The sequence below is a fragment of the Caenibius tardaugens NBRC 16725 genome, from assembly GCF_003860345.1.
GTDB classification, from domain to species: Bacteria; Pseudomonadota; Alphaproteobacteria; order Sphingomonadales; family Sphingomonadaceae; genus Caenibius; species Caenibius tardaugens.
Genome location: NZ_CP034179.1, coordinates 3,526,367 through 3,544,539 on the forward strand (window position 1 = coordinate 3,526,367; position 18,173 = coordinate 3,544,539).

At 59.6% G+C, this 18,173-nt stretch carries 14 protein-coding genes and 1 tRNA gene; 6 read left to right on the plus strand and 9 right to left on the minus strand.

Translation table 11 applies throughout. The annotated features are described in order from the left end of the window. Nucleotides 1–21: 21 nt before the first annotated feature. Entirely contained in the window at nt 22–2,202 is a 2,181-nt protein-coding gene (locus EGO55_RS16585) for an RNA degradosome polyphosphate kinase (RefSeq protein WP_124916811.1), read from the minus strand. Between the two features lie 220 nt (nt 2,203–2,422). Here EGO55_RS16585 and chrA point away from each other — a divergent pair, with 220 nt between their 5' ends. Beyond that, entirely contained in the window at nt 2,423–3,631 is a 1,209-nt protein-coding gene (gene chrA / locus EGO55_RS16590; protein WP_021688251.1) for a chromate efflux transporter, read from the plus strand. A gap of 12 nt (nt 3,632–3,643) precedes the next feature. On the opposite strand, the gene EGO55_RS16595 is transcribed toward chrA, so the two are convergent. From EGO55_RS16595 to EGO55_RS16605, 3 genes are all read right to left on the minus strand, one after another. Continuing rightward, a complete protein-coding gene (locus tag EGO55_RS16595; protein ID WP_021688250.1) occupies nt 3,644–4,402 on the minus strand; it encodes a glutamine amidotransferase in 759 nt (252 codons plus the stop codon). 113 nt (nt 4,403–4,515) lie between these two features. Then, nucleotides 4,516–5,439: a cysteine synthase A gene (gene cysK / locus EGO55_RS16600; protein ID WP_021688249.1), complete on the minus strand. Its 924-nt coding sequence runs from the start codon at nt 5,437–5,439 to the stop codon at nt 4,516–4,518. After that, nucleotides 5,436–6,089 (minus strand): RBBP9/YdeN family alpha/beta hydrolase, encoded by a 654-nt coding sequence (locus EGO55_RS16605; RefSeq protein ID WP_021688248.1) that lies wholly within the window; start codon nt 6,087–6,089, stop codon nt 5,436–5,438. The genes cysK and EGO55_RS16605 overlap by 4 nt, the downstream gene beginning before the upstream one ends. A gap of 242 nt (nt 6,090–6,331) precedes the next feature. Between EGO55_RS16605 and EGO55_RS16610 the strand changes: the two genes are divergently transcribed. Beyond that, nucleotides 6,332–6,769, plus strand: a complete 438-nt coding sequence (locus EGO55_RS16610; RefSeq protein ID WP_021688247.1) for an RrF2 family transcriptional regulator — start codon at nt 6,332–6,334, stop codon at nt 6,767–6,769. Between the two features lie 11 nt (nt 6,770–6,780). On the opposite strand, the gene EGO55_RS16615 is transcribed toward EGO55_RS16610, so the two are convergent. Beyond that, nucleotides 6,781–7,584, minus strand: coding sequence for a lipid II flippase Amj family protein (locus EGO55_RS16615; protein WP_021688246.1), 804 nt, complete (start codon nt 7,582–7,584; stop codon nt 6,781–6,783). Nucleotides 7,585–7,836: 252 nt separating this feature from the next. On the opposite strand from EGO55_RS16615, the gene gstA reads away from it, so the two are divergent. Further along, complete coding sequence (gene gstA, locus EGO55_RS16620; RefSeq protein WP_021688245.1) at nt 7,837–8,439, plus strand: glutathione transferase GstA; 603 nt, start codon at nt 7,837–7,839, stop codon at nt 8,437–8,439. A gap of 91 nt (nt 8,440–8,530) precedes the next feature. Beyond that, on the plus strand, nt 8,531–9,550 hold the full coding sequence (locus EGO55_RS16625; RefSeq protein WP_021688244.1) for a TIGR03617 family F420-dependent LLM class oxidoreductase: 1,020 nt from the start codon (nt 8,531–8,533) through the stop codon (nt 9,548–9,550). Between the two features lie 171 nt (nt 9,551–9,721). Here the strand turns inward: EGO55_RS16625 and EGO55_RS16630 are convergent. Both EGO55_RS16630 and EGO55_RS16635 read right to left on the minus strand, forming a co-directional pair. After that, nucleotides 9,722–9,796 (minus strand) — tRNA-Asn (locus EGO55_RS16630). 103 nt (nt 9,797–9,899) lie between these two features. After that, nucleotides 9,900–10,688: an NAD kinase gene (locus tag EGO55_RS16635; protein ID WP_021688243.1), complete on the minus strand. Its 789-nt coding sequence runs from the start codon at nt 10,686–10,688 to the stop codon at nt 9,900–9,902. Nucleotides 10,689–10,815: 127 nt separating this feature from the next. Between EGO55_RS16635 and EGO55_RS16640 the strand changes: the two genes are divergently transcribed. Beyond that, a complete protein-coding gene (locus EGO55_RS16640) occupies nt 10,816–12,132 on the plus strand; it encodes a bifunctional diguanylate cyclase/phosphodiesterase (protein ID WP_021688242.1) in 1,317 nt (438 codons plus the stop codon). Between the two features lie 22 nt (nt 12,133–12,154). Here EGO55_RS16640 and mfd read toward each other — a convergent pair whose 3' ends face one another. Together mfd and EGO55_RS16650 are read right to left on the minus strand one after the other, a co-directional pair. After that, on the minus strand, nt 12,155–15,649 hold the full coding sequence (gene mfd / locus EGO55_RS16645) for a transcription-repair coupling factor (protein ID WP_021688241.1): 3,495 nt from the start codon (nt 15,647–15,649) through the stop codon (nt 12,155–12,157). Between the two features lie 34 nt (nt 15,650–15,683). Continuing rightward, on the minus strand, nt 15,684–15,965 hold the full coding sequence (locus EGO55_RS16650; protein WP_021688240.1) for a succinate dehydrogenase assembly factor 2: 282 nt from the start codon (nt 15,963–15,965) through the stop codon (nt 15,684–15,686). 112 nt (nt 15,966–16,077) lie between these two features. Here EGO55_RS16650 and recG point away from each other — a divergent pair, with 112 nt between their 5' ends. Then, nucleotides 16,078–18,135, plus strand: a complete 2,058-nt coding sequence (recG, locus tag EGO55_RS16655; protein WP_021688239.1) for an ATP-dependent DNA helicase RecG — start codon at nt 16,078–16,080, stop codon at nt 18,133–18,135. Nucleotides 18,136–18,173: the final 38 nt, after the last annotated feature.

Below are 18,173 nucleotides of genomic sequence, written 5' to 3' on the forward strand. Positions count from 1 at the left end.
GTTTGCCACGGTGGCCCGCCTCTATCGGGCCGCGCCCCGCCGCAGCGAAAGCTTCGGTACCTTGCGACCGCTCGCAAGTGCCGCGCCGCGTCCGGACAGGGAAGGGTTGGTCATGAAATAGCGGTGCAAATTAAACGGCTCGTCGCCTTTTTCCATGCGCCGGTAGGTGCCATCCGGTTCCTGTAGCCAGCTTTGTTCCGTGTCCAGCAGGTTCGCCAGCATGACCTGATCGAGCACCTGATCATGGACAGTGCTGTTGCGGATGGGAACCAGAAGTTCCACACGCCGATCGAGATTGCGGCTCATCCCGTCTGCAGAGGAAATGAACACGTCCGCCTTGGGGTTGGGGAGCGCAGCCCCGGCGGCAAAGGCCCAGATGCGGCTGTGTTCGAGAAAGCGGCCGATCACCGACTTCACGGCGATGTGCTCCGACATTCCTGGAATTCCCGCGCGCAGGCAGCAAATTCCGCGTACGACCAGACTGATCTCCACACCCGCGTTGCTGGCTGCGTAAAGCCGTTCGATCAGCCCTTCGTCCGTCAACTGGTTCATTTTTGCCCAGATTGCGGCGGGCTTGCCCTGTTTCGCATTCTCGATCTCGCGATCGATGCAGGCGTAGAGCTGGTCGCGCAAGCCGATGGGGGAAAGGGACAGCAATTCCATTTCGCGCGGTTCGATGTAGCCAGTGATGAAATTGAACAGCCGACCCGCATCGCGCCCGGCCTTGGGGTCGGCCGTGAAGAAGCTGAGATCGGTGTAAATCCTTGCGGTTACCGGGTGGTAGTTGCCGGTGCCGAAGTGGCAGTAGGTGCGATAGCCATCGCCTTCGCGGCGAACGACCATCGATACCTTGGCGTGGGTTTTCCAGTCAACGAAGCCGTAGATGACCTGCACGCCAGCGCGTTCCAGCTGGCTCGCCCAAAGCAGGTTCTGTTCTTCGTCGAAGCGTGCTTTCAGTTCGACGACGGCAGTGACCGATTTCCCGGCTTCCGCTGCGGCGATCAGCGCGGCAATGATGCCTGATTGTTTGCCTGCGCGGTAAAGCGTCTGTTTGATCGCCACGACATCGGGGTCACTTGCCGCTTGCCGCAGGAAGTCGATCACCACCTCGAAGCTTTCGTAAGGGTGATGAACGATCAGATCCTTTTCCCGGATGGCAGCAAAGCAATCGCCATCGTGTTCGAGAATGCGTTCGGGGAAACGGGGGTTGTAAGGTTCGAATTTGAGGTCCGGCCGGTCTTCATCGACGATGGTCGACAGCCCGGCCATGCCGACGAGACCGCCGGTATTGATGACCAGGGCCTGATCGAGGCCCATCTGATCGAGCAGCAACTGTTCGGCAGACTGGTCAAGCGCGCCCTGCAGTTGCAGCACGATCACTTTCCCGCGACGACGACGCTGGATCGCGGTACGGAAGTACCGCACCAGATCTTCGGCATCTTCCTCAATCTCTATATCGCTGTCCCGCAGGACGCGGAACACGCCGTGCCCGTTCATCCGGAAACCGGGGAAGAGGAGGGCCGCATGGCGACAGACCAGATCTTCGATGCTGATGTAGACGGCTTTTTCGCCGGGCAGACGGATAAAGCGCGGCAGGGCGGACGGGATCATCACCATTTCCATGACCGGCGAACCATCCGCGATCCGGGTCAGGGAGAACAGGATGCCCATTCCCTGATTGGCAATGAAGGGGAAGGGGTGGGCCGGATCGATCGCCTGTGGGGTGACCACGGGAAGCACGGCATTGAGGAAATGGCTTTGGAGCCATTCGAGCTGGGTGGGATCGAAAGGATAATCATCCCCGACGACAAGAATGTTTTCCCTGGCGAGGAGGTCCTGCAGTTCTTCCCATGCCTGTTGCTGTTCATTCAGCAATTCGAGCACGGATTTGCGCACTGCTGACAACTGCTGGGATGGTGTCAAACCGTCGATCGAGATCTCCTCGATCCGGCGTTCGACCTGACCGACCAGGCCGGCGACCCGGACCATCGTAAATTCGTCGAGGTTATTGCCTGAGATCGAGAGAAACCGGAGCCGTTCGAGCAGGGGGTAATCGGTATTCCGCGCCTCATTGAGCACGCGCCGATTGAAGCTGAGCCAGCTTAGTTCGCGGTTGAAATAGCGCCCTCCGCCCTCAGGGACGTCGAAAACGGCCGGTTCTGCGGCGGGGCTGCTGATCGAATCGCTAAGTTGCTGTTCCATGTCGGACCAATGCATCGTGTGATCGTATTACATTTCGATGACATCAGTAACCTTGTGATACGATAACACGGCATGAATGATGCAAATTCTCCATCTTCTGCTTGTCACAATTGTTGCTATAGTAAGCGAACGGGCCAATGCGGACGCCCGGTCAGACGCTGCCCGGTGATGGTCGTCCAAGTCCGCTCCTATGGCCGCCTGTGCGGCTCTGGAGCTTGTGATGACGACCGACACTGTTTCTCCTGATGTATCCGTGATGCCGCCTGCCATTTCGCTGCTGCGGTTGTTCCTCAAATTTTTGCGTTTCGGTTGCCTCGCATTCGGGGGCCCCGTCGCGCAGATTGCCATGATCCGCCACGCGCTGGTGGACGAGGAAAAGTGGATCGACAGTGCCCGCTTCAACAGGCTGCTGGCGGTGATGCAGATTTTGCCCGGTCCCGAAGCGCATGAATTGTGCGTGCATCTGGGGATGACCGCACGGGGGCGCATTGGCGGCTTGCTTGCCGGTCTGGGCTTTATGTTGCCCGGGTTCATCCTGATGCTGTTGATCGCCTGGGGGTACAACACGTACGTGCTGGGGAAAGACGCACTGCACGGTGTTATGCTTGGCTTGCAGGTTGCGGTTCTCGCCGTGATAGTCCGGGCGGTGCAGCGTATCGGACAGCACGCCTTGCCCAACATGACGCTGTTGTTGCTGGCCCTTGTCGCTATGGGAGCGACTCTTGCTGAAGTACCCTTCTGGGTGCCTTTGCTGGTCACAGGTCTCGTTTACATGGCGGCACTGAATGCGCCGTTGGCCTGTGCACTTGTGGTGGTAACCTCGTTTATCGCCTGGCTGGTTTGGCCGGGGAACGGAGTGGGCGATGGCGCGGTCCATTCGGGTATAGCAGTCCCGGCGACAACATTGGCGCTGTTCATCGCCGGGTTGAAAGGCGGGCTGTTGACATTCGGCGGGGCCTATACCGCCATTCCTTATGTCAGGCAGGATACAGTGGGCAGGGCATGGCTCTCGGATGCGACATTTCTGGACGGCGTGGCGCTGGCCGGTATTCTGCCCGCACCGCTGGTCATATTCGGCACCTTCGCCGGTTATATGGCCGGTGGGTTAAGCGGTGCGCTTGCGGTCACAGCCGGGATGTTTCTGCCCGCCTTTGTTTTTTCCATGATCTTTTACGAACATCTGGAAGCCGTGGTCGCCAATGCCACACTACATCGTTTTCTCGATGGTGTGGCCGCGGCAGTGGTCGGGACTATTACGGCAACGCTGCTGCAATTGGCTGAGGCAACCTTTATGCAGGCGTCCAACCTGCTCGTGCCAGCGGGGCTTCTGGTGTTGTGTCTGTTCGGCGCGTGGAAATTGAAGGGAAGGCTGGCAACGCCGGCGATCCTTGCATTTGGCGGGATCGCTGGAGCAATACTGTTCCGCTAGGGGCCTTATGCTTCAGAGCGCAGCGCTTTTTCGCGGCGTCTGCGAAAGCGAAAGGGGCATCCGCGTATGCGAGACCCCTTCCAGCCAATCGCGGATTACCGCGCGCCCGGCGTCGACGGCGCCCGGCCCGTAATGATCGTGCGCATGACGCAGCGAGGCTTCATCGCCACCGGCTTCGACAACCGATTCAGGCCATTGTTCCACCCAGGCGTCAAAACGCGGATCGAGGCCCATTTCGGCATGGAATTGCAGTGCCAGAATGTTGTTGCCCCGGCGGAATGCCTGATGATCGTAGACATGACTGGATGCCAGAAGCTCGACATTGTCAGGCAGGGTGAAGGTATCGCCGTGCCAGTGCAGGATGGGTGTGTCCGTCAGGTGATGCAGCGGATTGTTGCTGACATGCCGATGTACCTCGATCGGATGGAAACCCACTTCCTTGACTGGCCCAGCATAGACCTCTGCCCCGAGTGCCGTTGCCATCATCTGCGCACCGAAGCACACGCCGAGCGTTGGCCGGTCCGATGCCAGCCTGAGCGCGAGCCGACGGAGCTGGCACGCAATCCATGGATAACGATCCTGTTCATAGACGCCCATCGGGCCGCCCATCATGATGAGCAGGTCAGGCTCGCACAGATCAAGCGAGCCAAAACGTTGGTCAGAAACATCAATCCGGTCGACTTCGTATCCGGCAGCTTCGATGGGTTCGCGATAGCCAGCGATTCCCTCGTGCGGCACGTGCCTGATGATAAGAGCGCGTTTCGGATTCATCGCTGTCCTGCTGGTAAGCCTTTCTACCTTAACCGGCGCTTGACCGGTACAGGCTATTTAATCCCCACTTACAAAATTGGAATTTGGCAATTCTGCTGCCGGGTAAAGCCTTTCTATCCCTCTTCGGGAAGAAAGTCCGGCACAGAGAGATAGCGTTCCCCGGTGTCATAATTGAAGCCGAGAATGCGCGCATCAGCCGGAAGATTGGGCAAATGCTGCCGGATCGCGGCAAGGGTCGCCCCTGAGGAAATGCCCACCAGCAAGCCTTCGGTCGTGGCTGATCGCCGTGCCCAGTCCTTCGCATCAGCAGGGTCAACCTGGATGACGCCATCCAGTATCTGCGTGTGCAGATTGGCCGGCACGAATCCTGCTCCAATGCCCTGGATGGGGTGGGGGCCAGGTTTGCCGCCACTGATGACCGGGGAAAGGGTAGGCTCAACCGCAAAGGCTTTCAGGTCGGGCCAGACTTTTTTTAGGGCCTCCGCCACACCGGTCAGGTGCCCGCCTGTGCCGACACCGCTGATCAGCACATCGATCGGCCGATCGGCGAAATCCCGACGGATTTCTTCCGCAGTCGTCTTTGCGTGAGTTGCGATATTGGCGGGATTTTCGAACTGTTGGGGCATCCAGGCATTCGGTGTTTTTGCCAATAGCTCCAATGCGCGTTCAATCGCGGCCTTCATCCCGCCTTCACGCGGGGTCAGATCGAATTCAGCGCCATAGGCAAGCATCAGGCGACGGCGTTCGATCGACATCGATTCAGGTATGACCAGTATCAGGCGATAGCCTTTCACCGCAGCGACCATGGCAAGGCCGACGCCGGTGTTACCCGACGTCGGCTCGATGATCGTGCCGCCGGGCGCCAACTCGCCACTCGCCTCGGCCGCTTCGATCATAGCCAGCGCAATACGATCCTTGATCGATCCGCCGGGATTCGATCGTTCCGCCTTCACCCAAACGTCATGATCGGGAAACAATCGTGACAGGCGGATATGCGGGGTATTGCCAATTGCATCGAGTATCGAATTTGCTTTCATCGGCCGATTTCCAGTCGGGTTTCGTGTGGTGTCAGAAGGTCGACATTGCCGCCCGCGATCAACGGGGGGCGGGGGGCAACAGCAGCGGTCAGGCGTTCCAGCAGATACCGTCCGTAAGGCCAGTTCCCGATATCGGAATCCGCGTTGATGTGGCCCAGATGCCCGACATCGACAAGGCGGCTGCCCCAGATCCGCGCGAGCCGTTTGGCATGACCATACGCGATATACGGATCGTTCTGACTGGCGGCCAGAATCGAGGTAAAGGGCAGGCGTTGGCGCACAACCGGCGAAAAGCTGCTGATGCGATCATCGATCGCCGGTCCTTCGACCTGCGGTGGCGCGACGAGCAGAGCTCCCACGACCTTGCTGTCTGCCCCCGGTCGTTCGAGTGCATTCCACCACGCCACCGCGTGACAGCCGAGGCTATGGGCCACAAGTATGACCGGCCGGCTCGATGCGTGAATGGCTGCGTTCAGCTTGTTCACCCAGGTATTGCGATGCGGGGCGTCCCACATGCCCAGTTCCACCCGGACGCAATGCGCGTCCTCCTTTTCCCACATGGTTTGCCAGTGGCGCGGGCCGCTGTTGTTCAGTCCCGGGATGATCAACGCCAGGGGCTTTTCCCATTCGCGGCGTTCGGTCTTGATCATGTGGCGCTCCTGCATTTCCATGTGCGGTATATAGGCTGATATAATCCTAGTTGATAGATGGGGTATTAACGTGTCGACGAGTCGTTGTAAATTGTCGATCAATGAAGTTGAGTTTAATATTTGAGGAAGGGGGCGGTCTGTGGCGCCGTTGCGGCGCGCGCACTGAAAGGCCTGCCGCATCTTTGCGACTCAATCCCAATCGAATTGCTTGAAATGGGCTGCTATCTCGCTAGATTGCGCTCATGCTTTCACAGAAAAGCCGGTACACCATTCGGGCCCTGCAGCATCTGGCGGATATCTATCCTCACGGATTGGCGCAGATGTCGGAAATCGCCGCGACGCAAAATATCCCGCCCAAATTCCTGACCGTGATTCTTTCGGAACTCACGCGTGACGGGATTGTGATTTCGCAGAGGGGGCGCGTCGGCGGTTATCGGCTTGGCTTGGCGCCGGTGGACATCCGCTATGGCGATATCATCCGCATTACGCGCGGTTCATTGGCACTGGTCCCGTGCGCGAGCAGATTCGCGCACGAGCATTGCGATCATTGCCTGCCTGAAGACGAGTGCCGCTTGCGTACGCTGATGCTGAAAGTGCGCGACGAAACGGCCGCCATTCTCGATTCGTTTACTCTTGCTGACTCTATCGAAGCTTCCCCGATTTTCGTCGAAGAGGGCTAGTTTTTTCGGTGTCAGACTATTCCTGCGGCGAAGACCACCAAGTAGGCTGCAGGCAGGAACAGCGCCTGTGCCAGTAACGTGCCTGCCACGCGACTGAGCGACAACCACACGATGGTGCGCCGGAACATGGGCTCGCTGACTTTTCCGGCCACGACATCATCGGTCATCACGGAAAGCTGCGGGTCGATCAACACGAACAGGAGAATGGTGGCGAACCCGTTCACCACCGCGGAGAGCTGTGAGGCGGTGACGCGATATTCCGGAAACAGATATCCGGCGTACAACGAGGCCACCACGCCCACTGTCAGAAGCGCCTGCGCCACGACATTCAGCGCGATGACGGTGCGCGATACGCCACGCGGTTGCCGCAATCCGGCGACGTGGGCGATTTTCGGCGCGGTGCTGGTCCGCCGGAGATAGCCGATCCCGCCTTTCGCGAAGGCATGCAGCACCAGTTTCGGGATCGAACGATGCTCCTGGAAATCATTGATTGCACTGCAGAACCACCGCTGCACAGTGGGGATCATCAGCGTGCCGATAATAGTGGCCAACGTTGCCGAGAGCAGGATCAGCCGGAAATCTCCCAGCAGATGATCACCAGTGCCTTCGGCCAGCGCGTTTTCGATCCGCTTGGCGAGAAAAGGCCCGAGGAAACTGTTCGACAGCCGGGAGAGCAGCACCAGCACATTGAACAGGGCAAAGGATACCGCAATGCGCCGTGTGCGAACGCCCGCTATGCGCGCGGCATAGGCCAGCGCCCCGATAAGATTGATCCCGAATGTGAGCAGGCAGATGACGGTAAGCTGGACATCCATGGACGCACTCCGAAGGGATGGCATCCATAGGCGGGTCGGATAGGAATTCCTACTGCCTGAATCGGATTAACCGCAGGCAGGCCGCGATCCGGTGCCACGCGGCGTCATGTCCTTTCCCATGATCGAACGGCATGATCGGGTAACAATGGTTTCCATATTGATCGTGTTATGAACGCGCTTCATACTCGCTGTTCGGGATAGAGGGCACCTGCCCGTCGTCCTGCCCGGAAAGACACGCAAAGGCTTCAGGCAATGAAATTATACTACGCACCCGGTTCATGCTCTCTCGCTGTGCATATCGCCCTCAAGGAAACCGGGCAGGTATGTGAACTGGCCAAGGTCGATGTGTTTACCAAGGCGATGGATGACGGTGGCGATTACCGCACGGTCAATCCGCGCGGTGCGCTTCCCGCGCTCGCTCTGGATGAAGGTGGCGTCCTGACGGAAGTGGCGGTTCTGCTGCAATATGTCGCGGACAAAGCTGGCAATGTGTTGATTCCTGCCGCTGGAACGCTGGAGCGCTATCGCGTATTGGAATGGCTAAACCACCTGGCCACCGAACTGCACAAGAGCTTCTCGGTTCTTTTCAACCCGGTGGCGACAGATGATTTCAAGCAGTTCGTCCAGCAAAAGCTGATCCGGCATTTTGCGGAAATCGATGCTGTGGTCGGGCGTGAAGAGTGGCTGGCCAATGGTGCCTATAGCGTGGCGGATATCTATGCCTTCGTCATTAGCAATTGGGCGGGCATGGTCGGGATCGATCTGTCAGAATTTGTTGCGTTGGAGGCTTTTCGTAGCAGAATCGCAGCCCGCCCCGCAGTAGTGGCGGCATTGCAGGTCGAAGGGCTTGCCTGAGATCGTTCTGCCATCGCCTTCCTGGGACATATTGCGGCGACAGACATAACAAGAGCGCCGGGGCTTGAACACATGTCGGGGAGGGGCGGTTATGAAATTCGATGTCGCCATGCTTACGCAGAATCCGCTTGAGGCCAAAGGGTTTGCGCTTCAGGCTGAAGAAGCCGGTTTTTCGGGTGTGTATACATTTGAAGGGCAGCACGACCCGTTCTTGCCCTTGGCGATTGCTGCGGGGAGCACGCAATCGCTCGATCTGATGACCGGCATTGCCGTAGCATTCGGGCGCAGCCCGCTTACGCTGGCGCACACCGCATATGACCTGCAATTGATGTCGCGAGGTCGTTTCATTCTGGGGATCGGCACGCAGGTGAAGGCCCACATCCAACGGCGTTATTCCATGCCGTGGTCCAAACCTGCCGCGCGCATGCGTGAATTTGTTCTGGCGCTTCGGGCCATCTGGGAATGCTGGCAAACCGGTGGAAAGCTGGCATTCGAAGGGGCGTTTTATCATCATACGCTGATGACGCCGACTTTTAGTCCAGGCCCTAATCCCCATGGTGTGCCCAAGGTGTTCCTGGCCGGGGTCGGCCCAAAAATGGTGGCAGTCGCAGGGGAAGTTGCTGATGGTTATATCGTACATCCCTTCCACACCGTGCGTCATCTGCGGGAACATAGCCTGCCGGCTCTGAAACGTGGGCTGGCCTCGCGTGGCCTCGCGCGCGGGGATATGGAAATTTCCTGCCAGATAATTCTCGGCACGGGCTTTACCCCCGATGATATCGCGCAGGCGACGGAAACTGCGCGGCGCCAGATTGGCTTCTATGCATCAACGCCCGCTTATCTTCCGGTACTCGAATGCATGGATCGGGTGGATATCCATCAGCCGCTGCTGGACCTGTCGCGTCAGGGCAAATGGAATGAAATGGGCGCCCTTGTTGACGATGTACTGCTGCATGAAGTCGCCGCCATTGGCACGCCGGAACAGGCTGCCGAACATATTATCGCAACACGCGGTGCGTTGGTCGACCGGATCAGTCCGGTGGCCTACGGAAAAGATATCGCACTGTACGCTGCCGTGGGCAAAGCACTGGGTGTGCTTCGCGAATCCTGATGGAAGGCTGGCCCCGATGCAGGGGGGCGTTGATCCGCTCCGGATGGGCTGAAGACAGAAGCCGATGAGCAGGACCAGCGGTTACCACCCGGAGGCAGGCGGACGGTCGCCAACCCTGTTTATTCTTCTGAAGGTGGATGTGCTTCCGGAGCCATCCTTGGGAAAGGATGTTGGCTCCCCGAGTAGGATTCGAACCTACGGCCATTCGATTAACAGTCGAATGCTCTACCGCTGAGCTATCGGGGAGCAGCCCGGTTTTCGCCGGGCAGGCCGCGCCTATATGCAGCGGCATTCGCTTTGGCAACCCCATGTGAAGCAACTTTGACGGGAACGAGAAGATTATTTGCGATCAGGCGATAAATTGTTCCGTGACGATGCGTTCGTCGAGACTGTGGCCGGGGTCGAACAGCAACGTAAGCACGGTTTCGGGGTCAATGCGCAATTGCACATCGGCTATATCACGCAGTTCCTTCTGATCAGCGACCACGGCAACCGGTCGTTTCGTGGGCTCGAGCACGCGCAGTGTAATCTGGGAAAAATCGGGCAGAATTGCACCGCGCCAACGGCGGGGGCGGAAGGGGCTGATTGGTGTGAGTGCCAGCATGTTGGAATCGAGCGGAAGAATCGGGCCATTGGCAGAGAGGTTGTAAGCCGTCGATCCGGCAGGCGTGGCCACAAGTATGCCGTCGCAGAACAACTCTTCGATTCGCACCTTGCCGTTGACGGTAACCTCGATCTTCGCGGTCTGGCGTGTTTCGCGCAGCAGCGAGACTTCGTTGATGGCGCGGAAGATGTGCTTGCGGCCATCCTGCGTGGTGGCTTCCATCAGAAGAGGCGACACGCTGAACGAACGGCAGGTGTTGATCCGATCGCGCAGGCCCGATTCGGTGCCGAACCGGTTCATGAGGAAACCGACCGTGCCGCGATTCATCCCGAACGCGGGAATCAACCGTCCACTGTCGAGCATGTCGTGCAGTGTGTGCAGCATGAACCCGTCGCCGCCGAGGACAACCACCGCATCGGCTTCGTCGAGCGGTACCCAGTCTTCGGCATCGGCAAGATCGCGCACAGCCTTTTGGGCCCGTTCGCCTTCAGAAGCGACAAGCGCAAGACGTTTGAAATCGTGCCTGAATGTCACTTCCGATGCCTCCCACGCTAACCCGACGGGCCGCAACCGCTACAATCCCTATGGTTTACTGTGAATTTTGGCAACGTGCGTCTCGGATTGCGAACGAAATCCTAACCTGCCTATGGTATGCAGAGCTATGTCGAGCAAACCAGACACCTTTCTGTTGGACGATCGTGATGACCTTACCAATCTGGTGGGGTTGGATTCCGTGCTCGCCCGCTTTTCCGAATGGGCGCAGGCTGCGAATCTATCGGATACGGTGGTGCCGGTCCACGCATTGATGTTGGGGTTGCGACGCTTCGAAACAGTCAATCTGGCTTATGGAGAACAAGCGGGCGATGCTGCGCTGATCGAAGTGGGTGCCCGCCTGATGCACTTCGCGCAGAGCGAACTGGAAGGCGATTCCATCGTTGCCCGGCTGGGCGGGGGGAACTTTCTTGTCGCGGCGAATGAACGCTGCACCCGCGAACGTTGGCAATGGTTGGCCGAAGCGTTGATGGAAAGTGTCGCCAGGCCGATTCCGGGCCTGCTGGGTGGCGGTACGGTGCGTTTGTGGCCGCGCGTCGCGCTTATTCGTTCGCTACCATCGGAAAGCAACAGAATGGTGGTCGATCGGCTGACGGAAACCCTGGCGCGTGCGCAGCGCAACTCTGCGGATCGGGTACTATGGGCAGACGGCGATCTGGCGCCACCGGGGCGCAGTGCACAACAGCTTGAGGCAGATCTGCTGGGCGCGCTTGATCGTGATGAAATTGCCATCGTTTACCAGCCGCAGTTCGCGACAGAAGATGACCGATTGATCGGGGCTGAGGCTCTGGCGCGGTGGCATCACCCGGAATTGGGCCGCATCGGCGCCGATGCCCTGTTTGCCATCGCGGAAAGGGCTGATCACGTCGCGCAGCTTTCCTACCATATTGCCCGCCGTGCTCTGGCTGGCGCGGCAGATTGGCCGGAGCCGTTGCGCTTGTCCCTTAATGTGACACCGGTTGATCTGGCGACGCCGTCATTCGCGAACAATATCGCAGCCGCCGTGGTAGAGGCCGGTTTTTCGCCGGACAGACTTACGCTCGAGATTACGGAACAGGCGCTGGTCAGTGATGTCGATCGTTCGGCGGTTTCGCTCCGCAAATTGCGCGACATCGGCATCAGGGTTGCACTGGATGATTTCGGCGCAGGATTTTGCAATTTCCGCTATCTCAAGCTGCTGCCGATCTATTACCTCAAGCTCGATCGCGTAATGGTGGATGACGTGCTGGATGATCCACGCGATCTTGCCGTGCTGCGGGGGATTCTCGCCATGGCGAAGGCGCTTGATCTGAAGGTGATTGCCGAAGGGATCGAGAATGAAGATCAGCGTGCGCTGATCACCCGGGAAGGCTGTGATTATTATCAGGGCTTCCTGCGCGCGCAGCCGATGAGCGCCGAAATGTTTCGCGCCTTTGCAATGGGCTGACCGGCCCGCCGGCTGAGTGCGTTCAGGCGCCCTTGCGCGCCTTGCGCACAATGCCCGACAATCCCTTGGTCAGTTGGAACAGGCCGTTGAGGCGGCTCTTGGGATCGTTCCATGGACGATTGATCGCAAGCTTCATATCCGGACGCAGCCGTGCCGTGTCTTTCAACCGTTCGACATAGGCAATCAGTCCGGCCGGATCGGCGAATTCATCATTATGGAAACTGACCAGCGTGCCGCGCGCGCCAACGTCAATCTTGGCAATGTTGGCTTCGATCGCCTGATGCTTGATTTCGATGAGTTTGACGAGATTGGCGGTGGAATCGGGCAGGGGACCGAAACGGTCGATCATTTCGGCTGCCAGTGCCTCGATTTCGGCCTTGTCCTTGGCATCGTTGAGGCGGCGATAGAGCGCCATGCGTACGGCGAGATCGGGGACATAGTCTTCGGGAATCTGGATCGGCGCATCGACTGTGATCTGCGGAGATAAACTGGCGGTTTCGCGTTCGAGCCCGATATCGCCGGCTTTGACGGCAAGAATCGCATCTTCCAGCATCGACTGGTACAATTCGAAGCCGACCTCGCGAATATGGCCCGATTGTTCGTCGCCCAGCAGATTGCCGGCACCGCGAATATCGAGGTCGTGGCTGGCAAGCTGGAAACCGGCGCCAAGCGAATCGAGATCGCCGAGAACCTTGAGGCGCTTTTGCGCAACTTCGCTCAGCGCCTGATCGCGCGGATGCGTGAGATAGGCGTAAGCGCGCAGTTTGGAGCGCCCGACCCGCCCGCGAAGCTGATACAATTGTGCAAGGCCGAAGCGGTCCGCGCGGTGGATAATGATGGTGTTGGCCGATGGGATATCGAGGCCGCTTTCCACGATCGTGGTCGACAGCAGAACATCGTATTTGCGTTCATAGAACGCGCTCATCTTTTCTTCGACTTCGCTTGGGCTCATCTGCCCGTGCGCGGTGATGGATTTCACTTCGGGTACCGTGTTGTGCAACCATTCCTCGATTTCAGGAATGTCGGCGATGCGTGGCACGATAAGGAAGCTTTGCCCCCCGCGATGATGTTCGCGCAGCAGCGCTTCGCGCATCACCATGTCATCCCATTCCATCACATATGTGCGTACGGCCAGCCGGTCGACCGGTGGGGTCTGGATAGTGGACAGTTCACGCAGGCCTGACATCGCCATTTGCAGCGTACGCGGAATGGGTGTGGCAGTGAGCGTCAGGACGTGCACGTCCGTCCGCAAGGATTTGAGCTTTTCCTTGTGCGTCACTCCGAAACGCTGTTCCTCGTCGACGATCACGAGACCGAGACGCTTGAACTGCACCGACTTCGACAGCAGCGCATGCGTGCCTATCACCACATCGACCGTGCCCTCAGCCAGGCCTGCCCGCGTTTCGGCCGCTTCCTTGGCCGGTACGAGGCGAGACAGACGACCGACGTTAAGCGGGAAACCGGCGAAGCGTTCGGTGAAATTGGTGAAATGCTGGCGGGCCAGCAGCGTCGTGGGGGCAATCACGGCCACTTGCTCACCGCTCATAGCAGCCACGAAGGCCGCGCGTAGGGCGACTTCCGTCTTGCCGAAGCCGACATCGCCGCAGACCAGCCTGTCCATCGGTTTGCCTTCGGACAGGTCATTCAGAACATCGCCGATCGCGCGTTCCTGATCGTCGGTTTCCGCCCAGGGGAAACGGTCGACGAACTGATTGAAGGCGGTATCGTCAGGCACCAGCGCGGGGGCCTGTTTCAATGCCCGCGCGGCGGCGGTGCGCATCAGTTCGTGCGCGATTTCCCGGATGCGTTCCTTCAGCCGGGAACGGCGTCGCTGCCACGCTTCACCGCCTAGCCTGTCGAGCGGGACCCCGTCGTTGCCGCTGCCATAGCGGGACAAGACGTCGATATTCTCGACCGGGATGTAAAGTTTATCACCCCCGGCATATTCTAGCCGCACGCAATCGTGTGGGCTCTTGCCCACGGGGATCGATTCCAGCCCGATATAGCGTCCGATACCGTGTTCCATATGGACCACGAGATCGCCGGAATGCAGCGCGGAAAGCTCTGCAAGGAAGGCATCGCTATCCTTGCGTTTCTTTTTGCGGCGAACCAGCCGGTCACCCAGAATGTCCTGTTCGGTGACAAGTTCCAGCGCATCGTTGGCGAAACCGGATTCGAGCGGCAGCACCACGGCCACCGGCTTGCCCTTGGCCGATAGGCCCAGCGCTTCCTGCCAGTTGTCCGCGAGCAGCATCTCCGCCCCGGCTTCCCCGATGATCGAGGAAAGTCGGGCCCGGCTGCCGGTGGAATAGGCTGCGAGCAGCACCTTTTTCTTTTGCGCAACCTGTCCGCGAAAATGCTTCGCCGCGCTTTCATAGACGTTATCGCCCCGCGCCCGTTCGGGTGCGAAATCGCGGGACGATGCGAATCCGAAATCGATCACTGTCGCACTTTCAGGCTGCGCGAAGATATCGGCTCGATGCACAGGCCAGCCCGCCATGCGTGCGTCGAATTCCGGATGTGTCAGATACAGGGCATCGGTATCGAGTGGGCGATAGCTGCCCGCGGCCTGACCCGCCGTATTGCTGCGCGTTGTGTGATAGTCGGCGATGTCCGACAGGCGTTCTTCCACAGCGCCCAGTGCGGATTGATCCATGACCACCACGTCTTCAGGAGAGAGGTGGTCAAACAGCGTGGTCAGGCGATCTTCGAAAAGCGGTAGCCAGTGCTCCATCCCGGCCAACCGCCGACCGTCGCTGACAGCCTGATACAGGGGGTCGCCCGTCGCCGCAGCGCCGAACAGTTCGCGGTAACGGCCACGAAAACGTTTGATCGAATCATCGTCAATCAGCGCTTCACTGGCGGGCAGCAGGAGATGCCCATCGAGCACGCCGGTGGTGCGCTGTGTACCGGGATCGAACAGGCGCAGGGATTCCAGCTCATCACCGAAAAAATCCAGCCGCAAGCCCGCGTCCAGTCCGGACGGGAAGATATCGAAAATTGATCCCCGCACAGCATATTCGCCAGCATCCACCACGGTATCGGTACGCGAATATCCCTGCCGCTGGAGCAAGGCGATCAAGCTTTCCCGGCCGATCTCTATGCCGGGTTTCAGAGCGCGGACCGATTCGCGAATGCGGAAGGGTGTCAGGACGCGCTGGAGAACCGCATTGACGGTGGTGACGAGCAATTGCGTGTTATGCTGCCCAGCTTGCAAACGGTGCAGGGTCGACAGCCGTTTCGCGCTGACGGAAAGCGCCGGGCTGGCCCGATCGTATGGCAGACAATCCCACGCGGGGAATTCCAGCACTTCGAGTTCAGGAGCGAAATAGGCGGCCGCTTCGCTAATCGCGCGCATGGCCGCATCATCCGGTGCAATAAATACGGCCCGTCCGGCAGAGCCGGGACCACTTGCCGCGCGCGCGAGGTCGGCCATCACCAGCGGTTGGGCCCCGCGTGCTATCGACGCGAGGGTGAGGGGCTGCTTCGCTTTCAGAATGGCGGCAAGATCGGGCATCAGGATAACGCGTCAGGGGGCATAGGCTCCCCGTTCAGCGGCCTATTTCGACATAGTCGAGCCGCTGCATCAGTTCCATCTGCACACCGGCGAGTTCTTCAGGCACCGGTTGGGTTTTGAGCGCCCAGGCCATGACATCGACATCGTCTTCTTCCAGCAAGGCTTCGAACCATGCCAGTTCGGCTTCGCCCCAAGCTTCATGATAGCGGTCGAAAAAACCGCCGATCATGTAATCGGCTTCACGGGTGCCGCGATGCCATGCGCGGAACTTGCAGCGGGCGAGACGGGTGGCCCCGGAGGCGAGGGTGTCGGACATGCGCTGCCGGTACGGCAGCCCGCGCTTGCAAGCAAGTCCGCCGTTGGGGGAGAGCGTGCAATAGCGCGCTTCTGCACTGGCGATCTGATGGCCAAGCTGTTTAAGAAGGGCCATGCGGCCAGATAGCCTTAACCCCCTGTTCGTCGATTCCGAGAGCCTGGATGGAGTCGGCCCGAAATTGCGCAAGCCGCTCGAGAAGCTCGGGCTGACGCGGGTGAAGGATATCGCCTATCACTTGCCGGATCGTTTTGTGCAGCGCCGGGCCGTCGCCAATCTGGATGAGGCGAGTGTGGGTGAACAGATTGTCGTCGCGCTCACGCCGACAGATCATCGCGCTTCTGCCGGGCGCGGCCCGTTCCGAATCGTGGCGCAGGATGCGGCCGGCAATCTGTGTACGCTGACTTATTTCGGGCGTGCATCCTATACCGCCAGAAAGCAGCTGCCGCTGGGTGAAACCCGCTGGGTTGCAGGCAAGCTCGATCAGTATGGCCAGATGCTCCAGATCGTGCATCCCGATCATGTCGAGGTGGAGAGCAGCGCCCTGATGGGCAAGCTGAACGAAGCGGTCTATCCGCTGGCTGAAGGCCTGACGCAGCCGCGGGTCGCGGGTCTGGTGGCGCAGGCGCTTGGCCATGTGCCTGAACTGGCGGAATGGATCGAACCGGGGCTTGTCGCGCGGATGCACTGGCCCACCTGGCGCGATGCGCTGGAACTCGCCCACCGCGATATGCACCCCGCCGCGCGGGATCGGCTGGCTTATGATGAATTGTTGGCCAATTCCCTTGCGCTGATGCTGGTGAAAAATGCCAACCGCGCGCGCCGGGGGCAGGCGTTGAAAGGGGATGGGCGGCTGCGGGAAAAGCTTGCGCTGCCATTCCCGCTGACTGGCGCGCAGCAGCGATCGATAGGAGAAATCGAAGGCGATCTGGTGCAGGCTTCGCCGATGTTGCGCTTGCTGCAGGGGGATGTGGGCGCGGGCAAGACGGTCGTCGCGCTGGAGGCCATGCTGATCGCTGTGGAAGCGGGGGCGCAGGCGGCCATGCTGGCGCCAACCGAAATTCTCGCGCGCCAGCATTTTGAAACCCTGCGCAAGTTGGCCGCACCCACAGGCGTGAATGTTGCCCTGCTTACCGGACGCGACAAGGGTAAGGCGCGTGAATCCCTGTTGATGGGGCTGGTCGATGGTAGCATCGACATCCTTGTCGGGACGCACGCAATTTTTCAGGACACCGTCAGCTATCGCAACCTTGCACTGGTTGTGATCGATGAACAGCATCGCTTCGGTGTGGGGCAGCGGCTGATGCTGGCGCAGAAAGGCAAGGTGACGCCGCATTGTCTGGCGATGACCGCGACCCCGATTCCACGCACACTTACGCTTGCGCAATATGGGGAAATGGAAGTTTCGCGGCTGGATGAAATGCCGCCGGGGCGCCAGCCCATCGATACGCGGGTTGTCGCGCAGGAGCGGCTGGGCGACGTTGCGGCCGCGATTGCACGGCACATTGCGACCGGGCAGCAGGCGTACTGGGTCTGCCCCATGGTGCGCGAGAGCGAGAATGATGATCTTGCCGCAGCGGAAGCGCGCTATGCCGCCCTGCGCGAACGGTTCGGCGATGCGGTGGTGCTTGTGCATGGGCAATTGAAACCCGACGCCAAGGATGCCGCGATGGAGCGGTTTGCATCGGGCGATGCCAAACTGCTGGTGGCAACGACAGTGATCGAGGTTGGCGTCGATGTGCCCAATGCGACGCTGATGGTGATCGAACAGGCCGAACGCTTCGGGCTGGCGCAGTTGCATCAGTTACGCGGTCGGGTGGGGCGGGGGAGTGAGAAATCGGTCTGCCTGCTCCTGCGGGGGGAACACTTGTCCGAAACCGGCAAGGAACGTCTCGCCCTGATGCGCGAAACGCAGGACGGGTTTCGTCTGGCGGAGGAGGATCTTCGGCTCAGAGGGGGCGGGGAACTGCTCGGAACCCGTCAATCAGGGGATACCCCGTTCCGGATCGCGTCGCTGGAACAAATTCAGAAACTGTTACCCATGGCGCATGACGATGCCCGGCTGCTGATTGAACGCGATGGTGGGCTGGGTTCGGCGCGGGGGGAAGCGGCGCGGCTGTTGCTCTATCTGTTTGAGCGGGATTGGGGTGTGCAATTGCTCAGAGGTGGCTGAGCCGGATATGAAGCGGCCCCCGGATGCCATCTGGGCGA

Coding starts and splice junctions, on each gene's coding strand:
- EGO55_RS16585 (WP_124916811.1), bottom strand. CDS start 2,202: ATGGAACAGCAACTTAGCGATTCGATCAGCAGCCCCGCCGCAGAACCG.
- chrA (WP_021688251.1), top strand. CDS start 2,423: ATGACGACCGACACTGTTTCTCCTGATGTATCCGTGATGCCGCCTGCC.
- EGO55_RS16595 (WP_021688250.1), bottom strand. CDS start 4,402: ATGAATCCGAAACGCGCTCTTATCATCAGGCACGTGCCGCACGAGGGA.
- cysK (WP_021688249.1), bottom strand. CDS start 5,439: ATGAAAGCAAATTCGATACTCGATGCAATTGGCAATACCCCGCATATC.
- EGO55_RS16605 (WP_021688248.1), bottom strand. CDS start 6,089: ATGATCAAGACCGAACGCCGCGAATGGGAAAAGCCCCTGGCGTTGATC.
- EGO55_RS16610 (WP_021688247.1), top strand. CDS start 6,332: ATGCTTTCACAGAAAAGCCGGTACACCATTCGGGCCCTGCAGCATCTG.
- EGO55_RS16615 (WP_021688246.1), bottom strand. CDS start 7,584: ATGGATGTCCAGCTTACCGTCATCTGCCTGCTCACATTCGGGATCAAT.
- gstA (WP_021688245.1), top strand. CDS start 7,837: ATGAAATTATACTACGCACCCGGTTCATGCTCTCTCGCTGTGCATATC.
- EGO55_RS16625 (WP_021688244.1), top strand. CDS start 8,531: ATGAAATTCGATGTCGCCATGCTTACGCAGAATCCGCTTGAGGCCAAA.
- EGO55_RS16640 (WP_021688242.1), top strand. CDS start 10,816: ATGTCGAGCAAACCAGACACCTTTCTGTTGGACGATCGTGATGACCTT.
- mfd (WP_021688241.1), bottom strand. CDS start 15,649: ATGCCCGATCTTGCCGCCATTCTGAAAGCGAAGCAGCCCCTCACCCTC.
- EGO55_RS16650 (WP_021688240.1), bottom strand. CDS start 15,965: ATGTCCGACACCCTCGCCTCCGGGGCCACCCGTCTCGCCCGCTGCAAG.
- recG (WP_021688239.1), top strand. CDS start 16,078: ATGCGGCCAGATAGCCTTAACCCCCTGTTCGTCGATTCCGAGAGCCTG.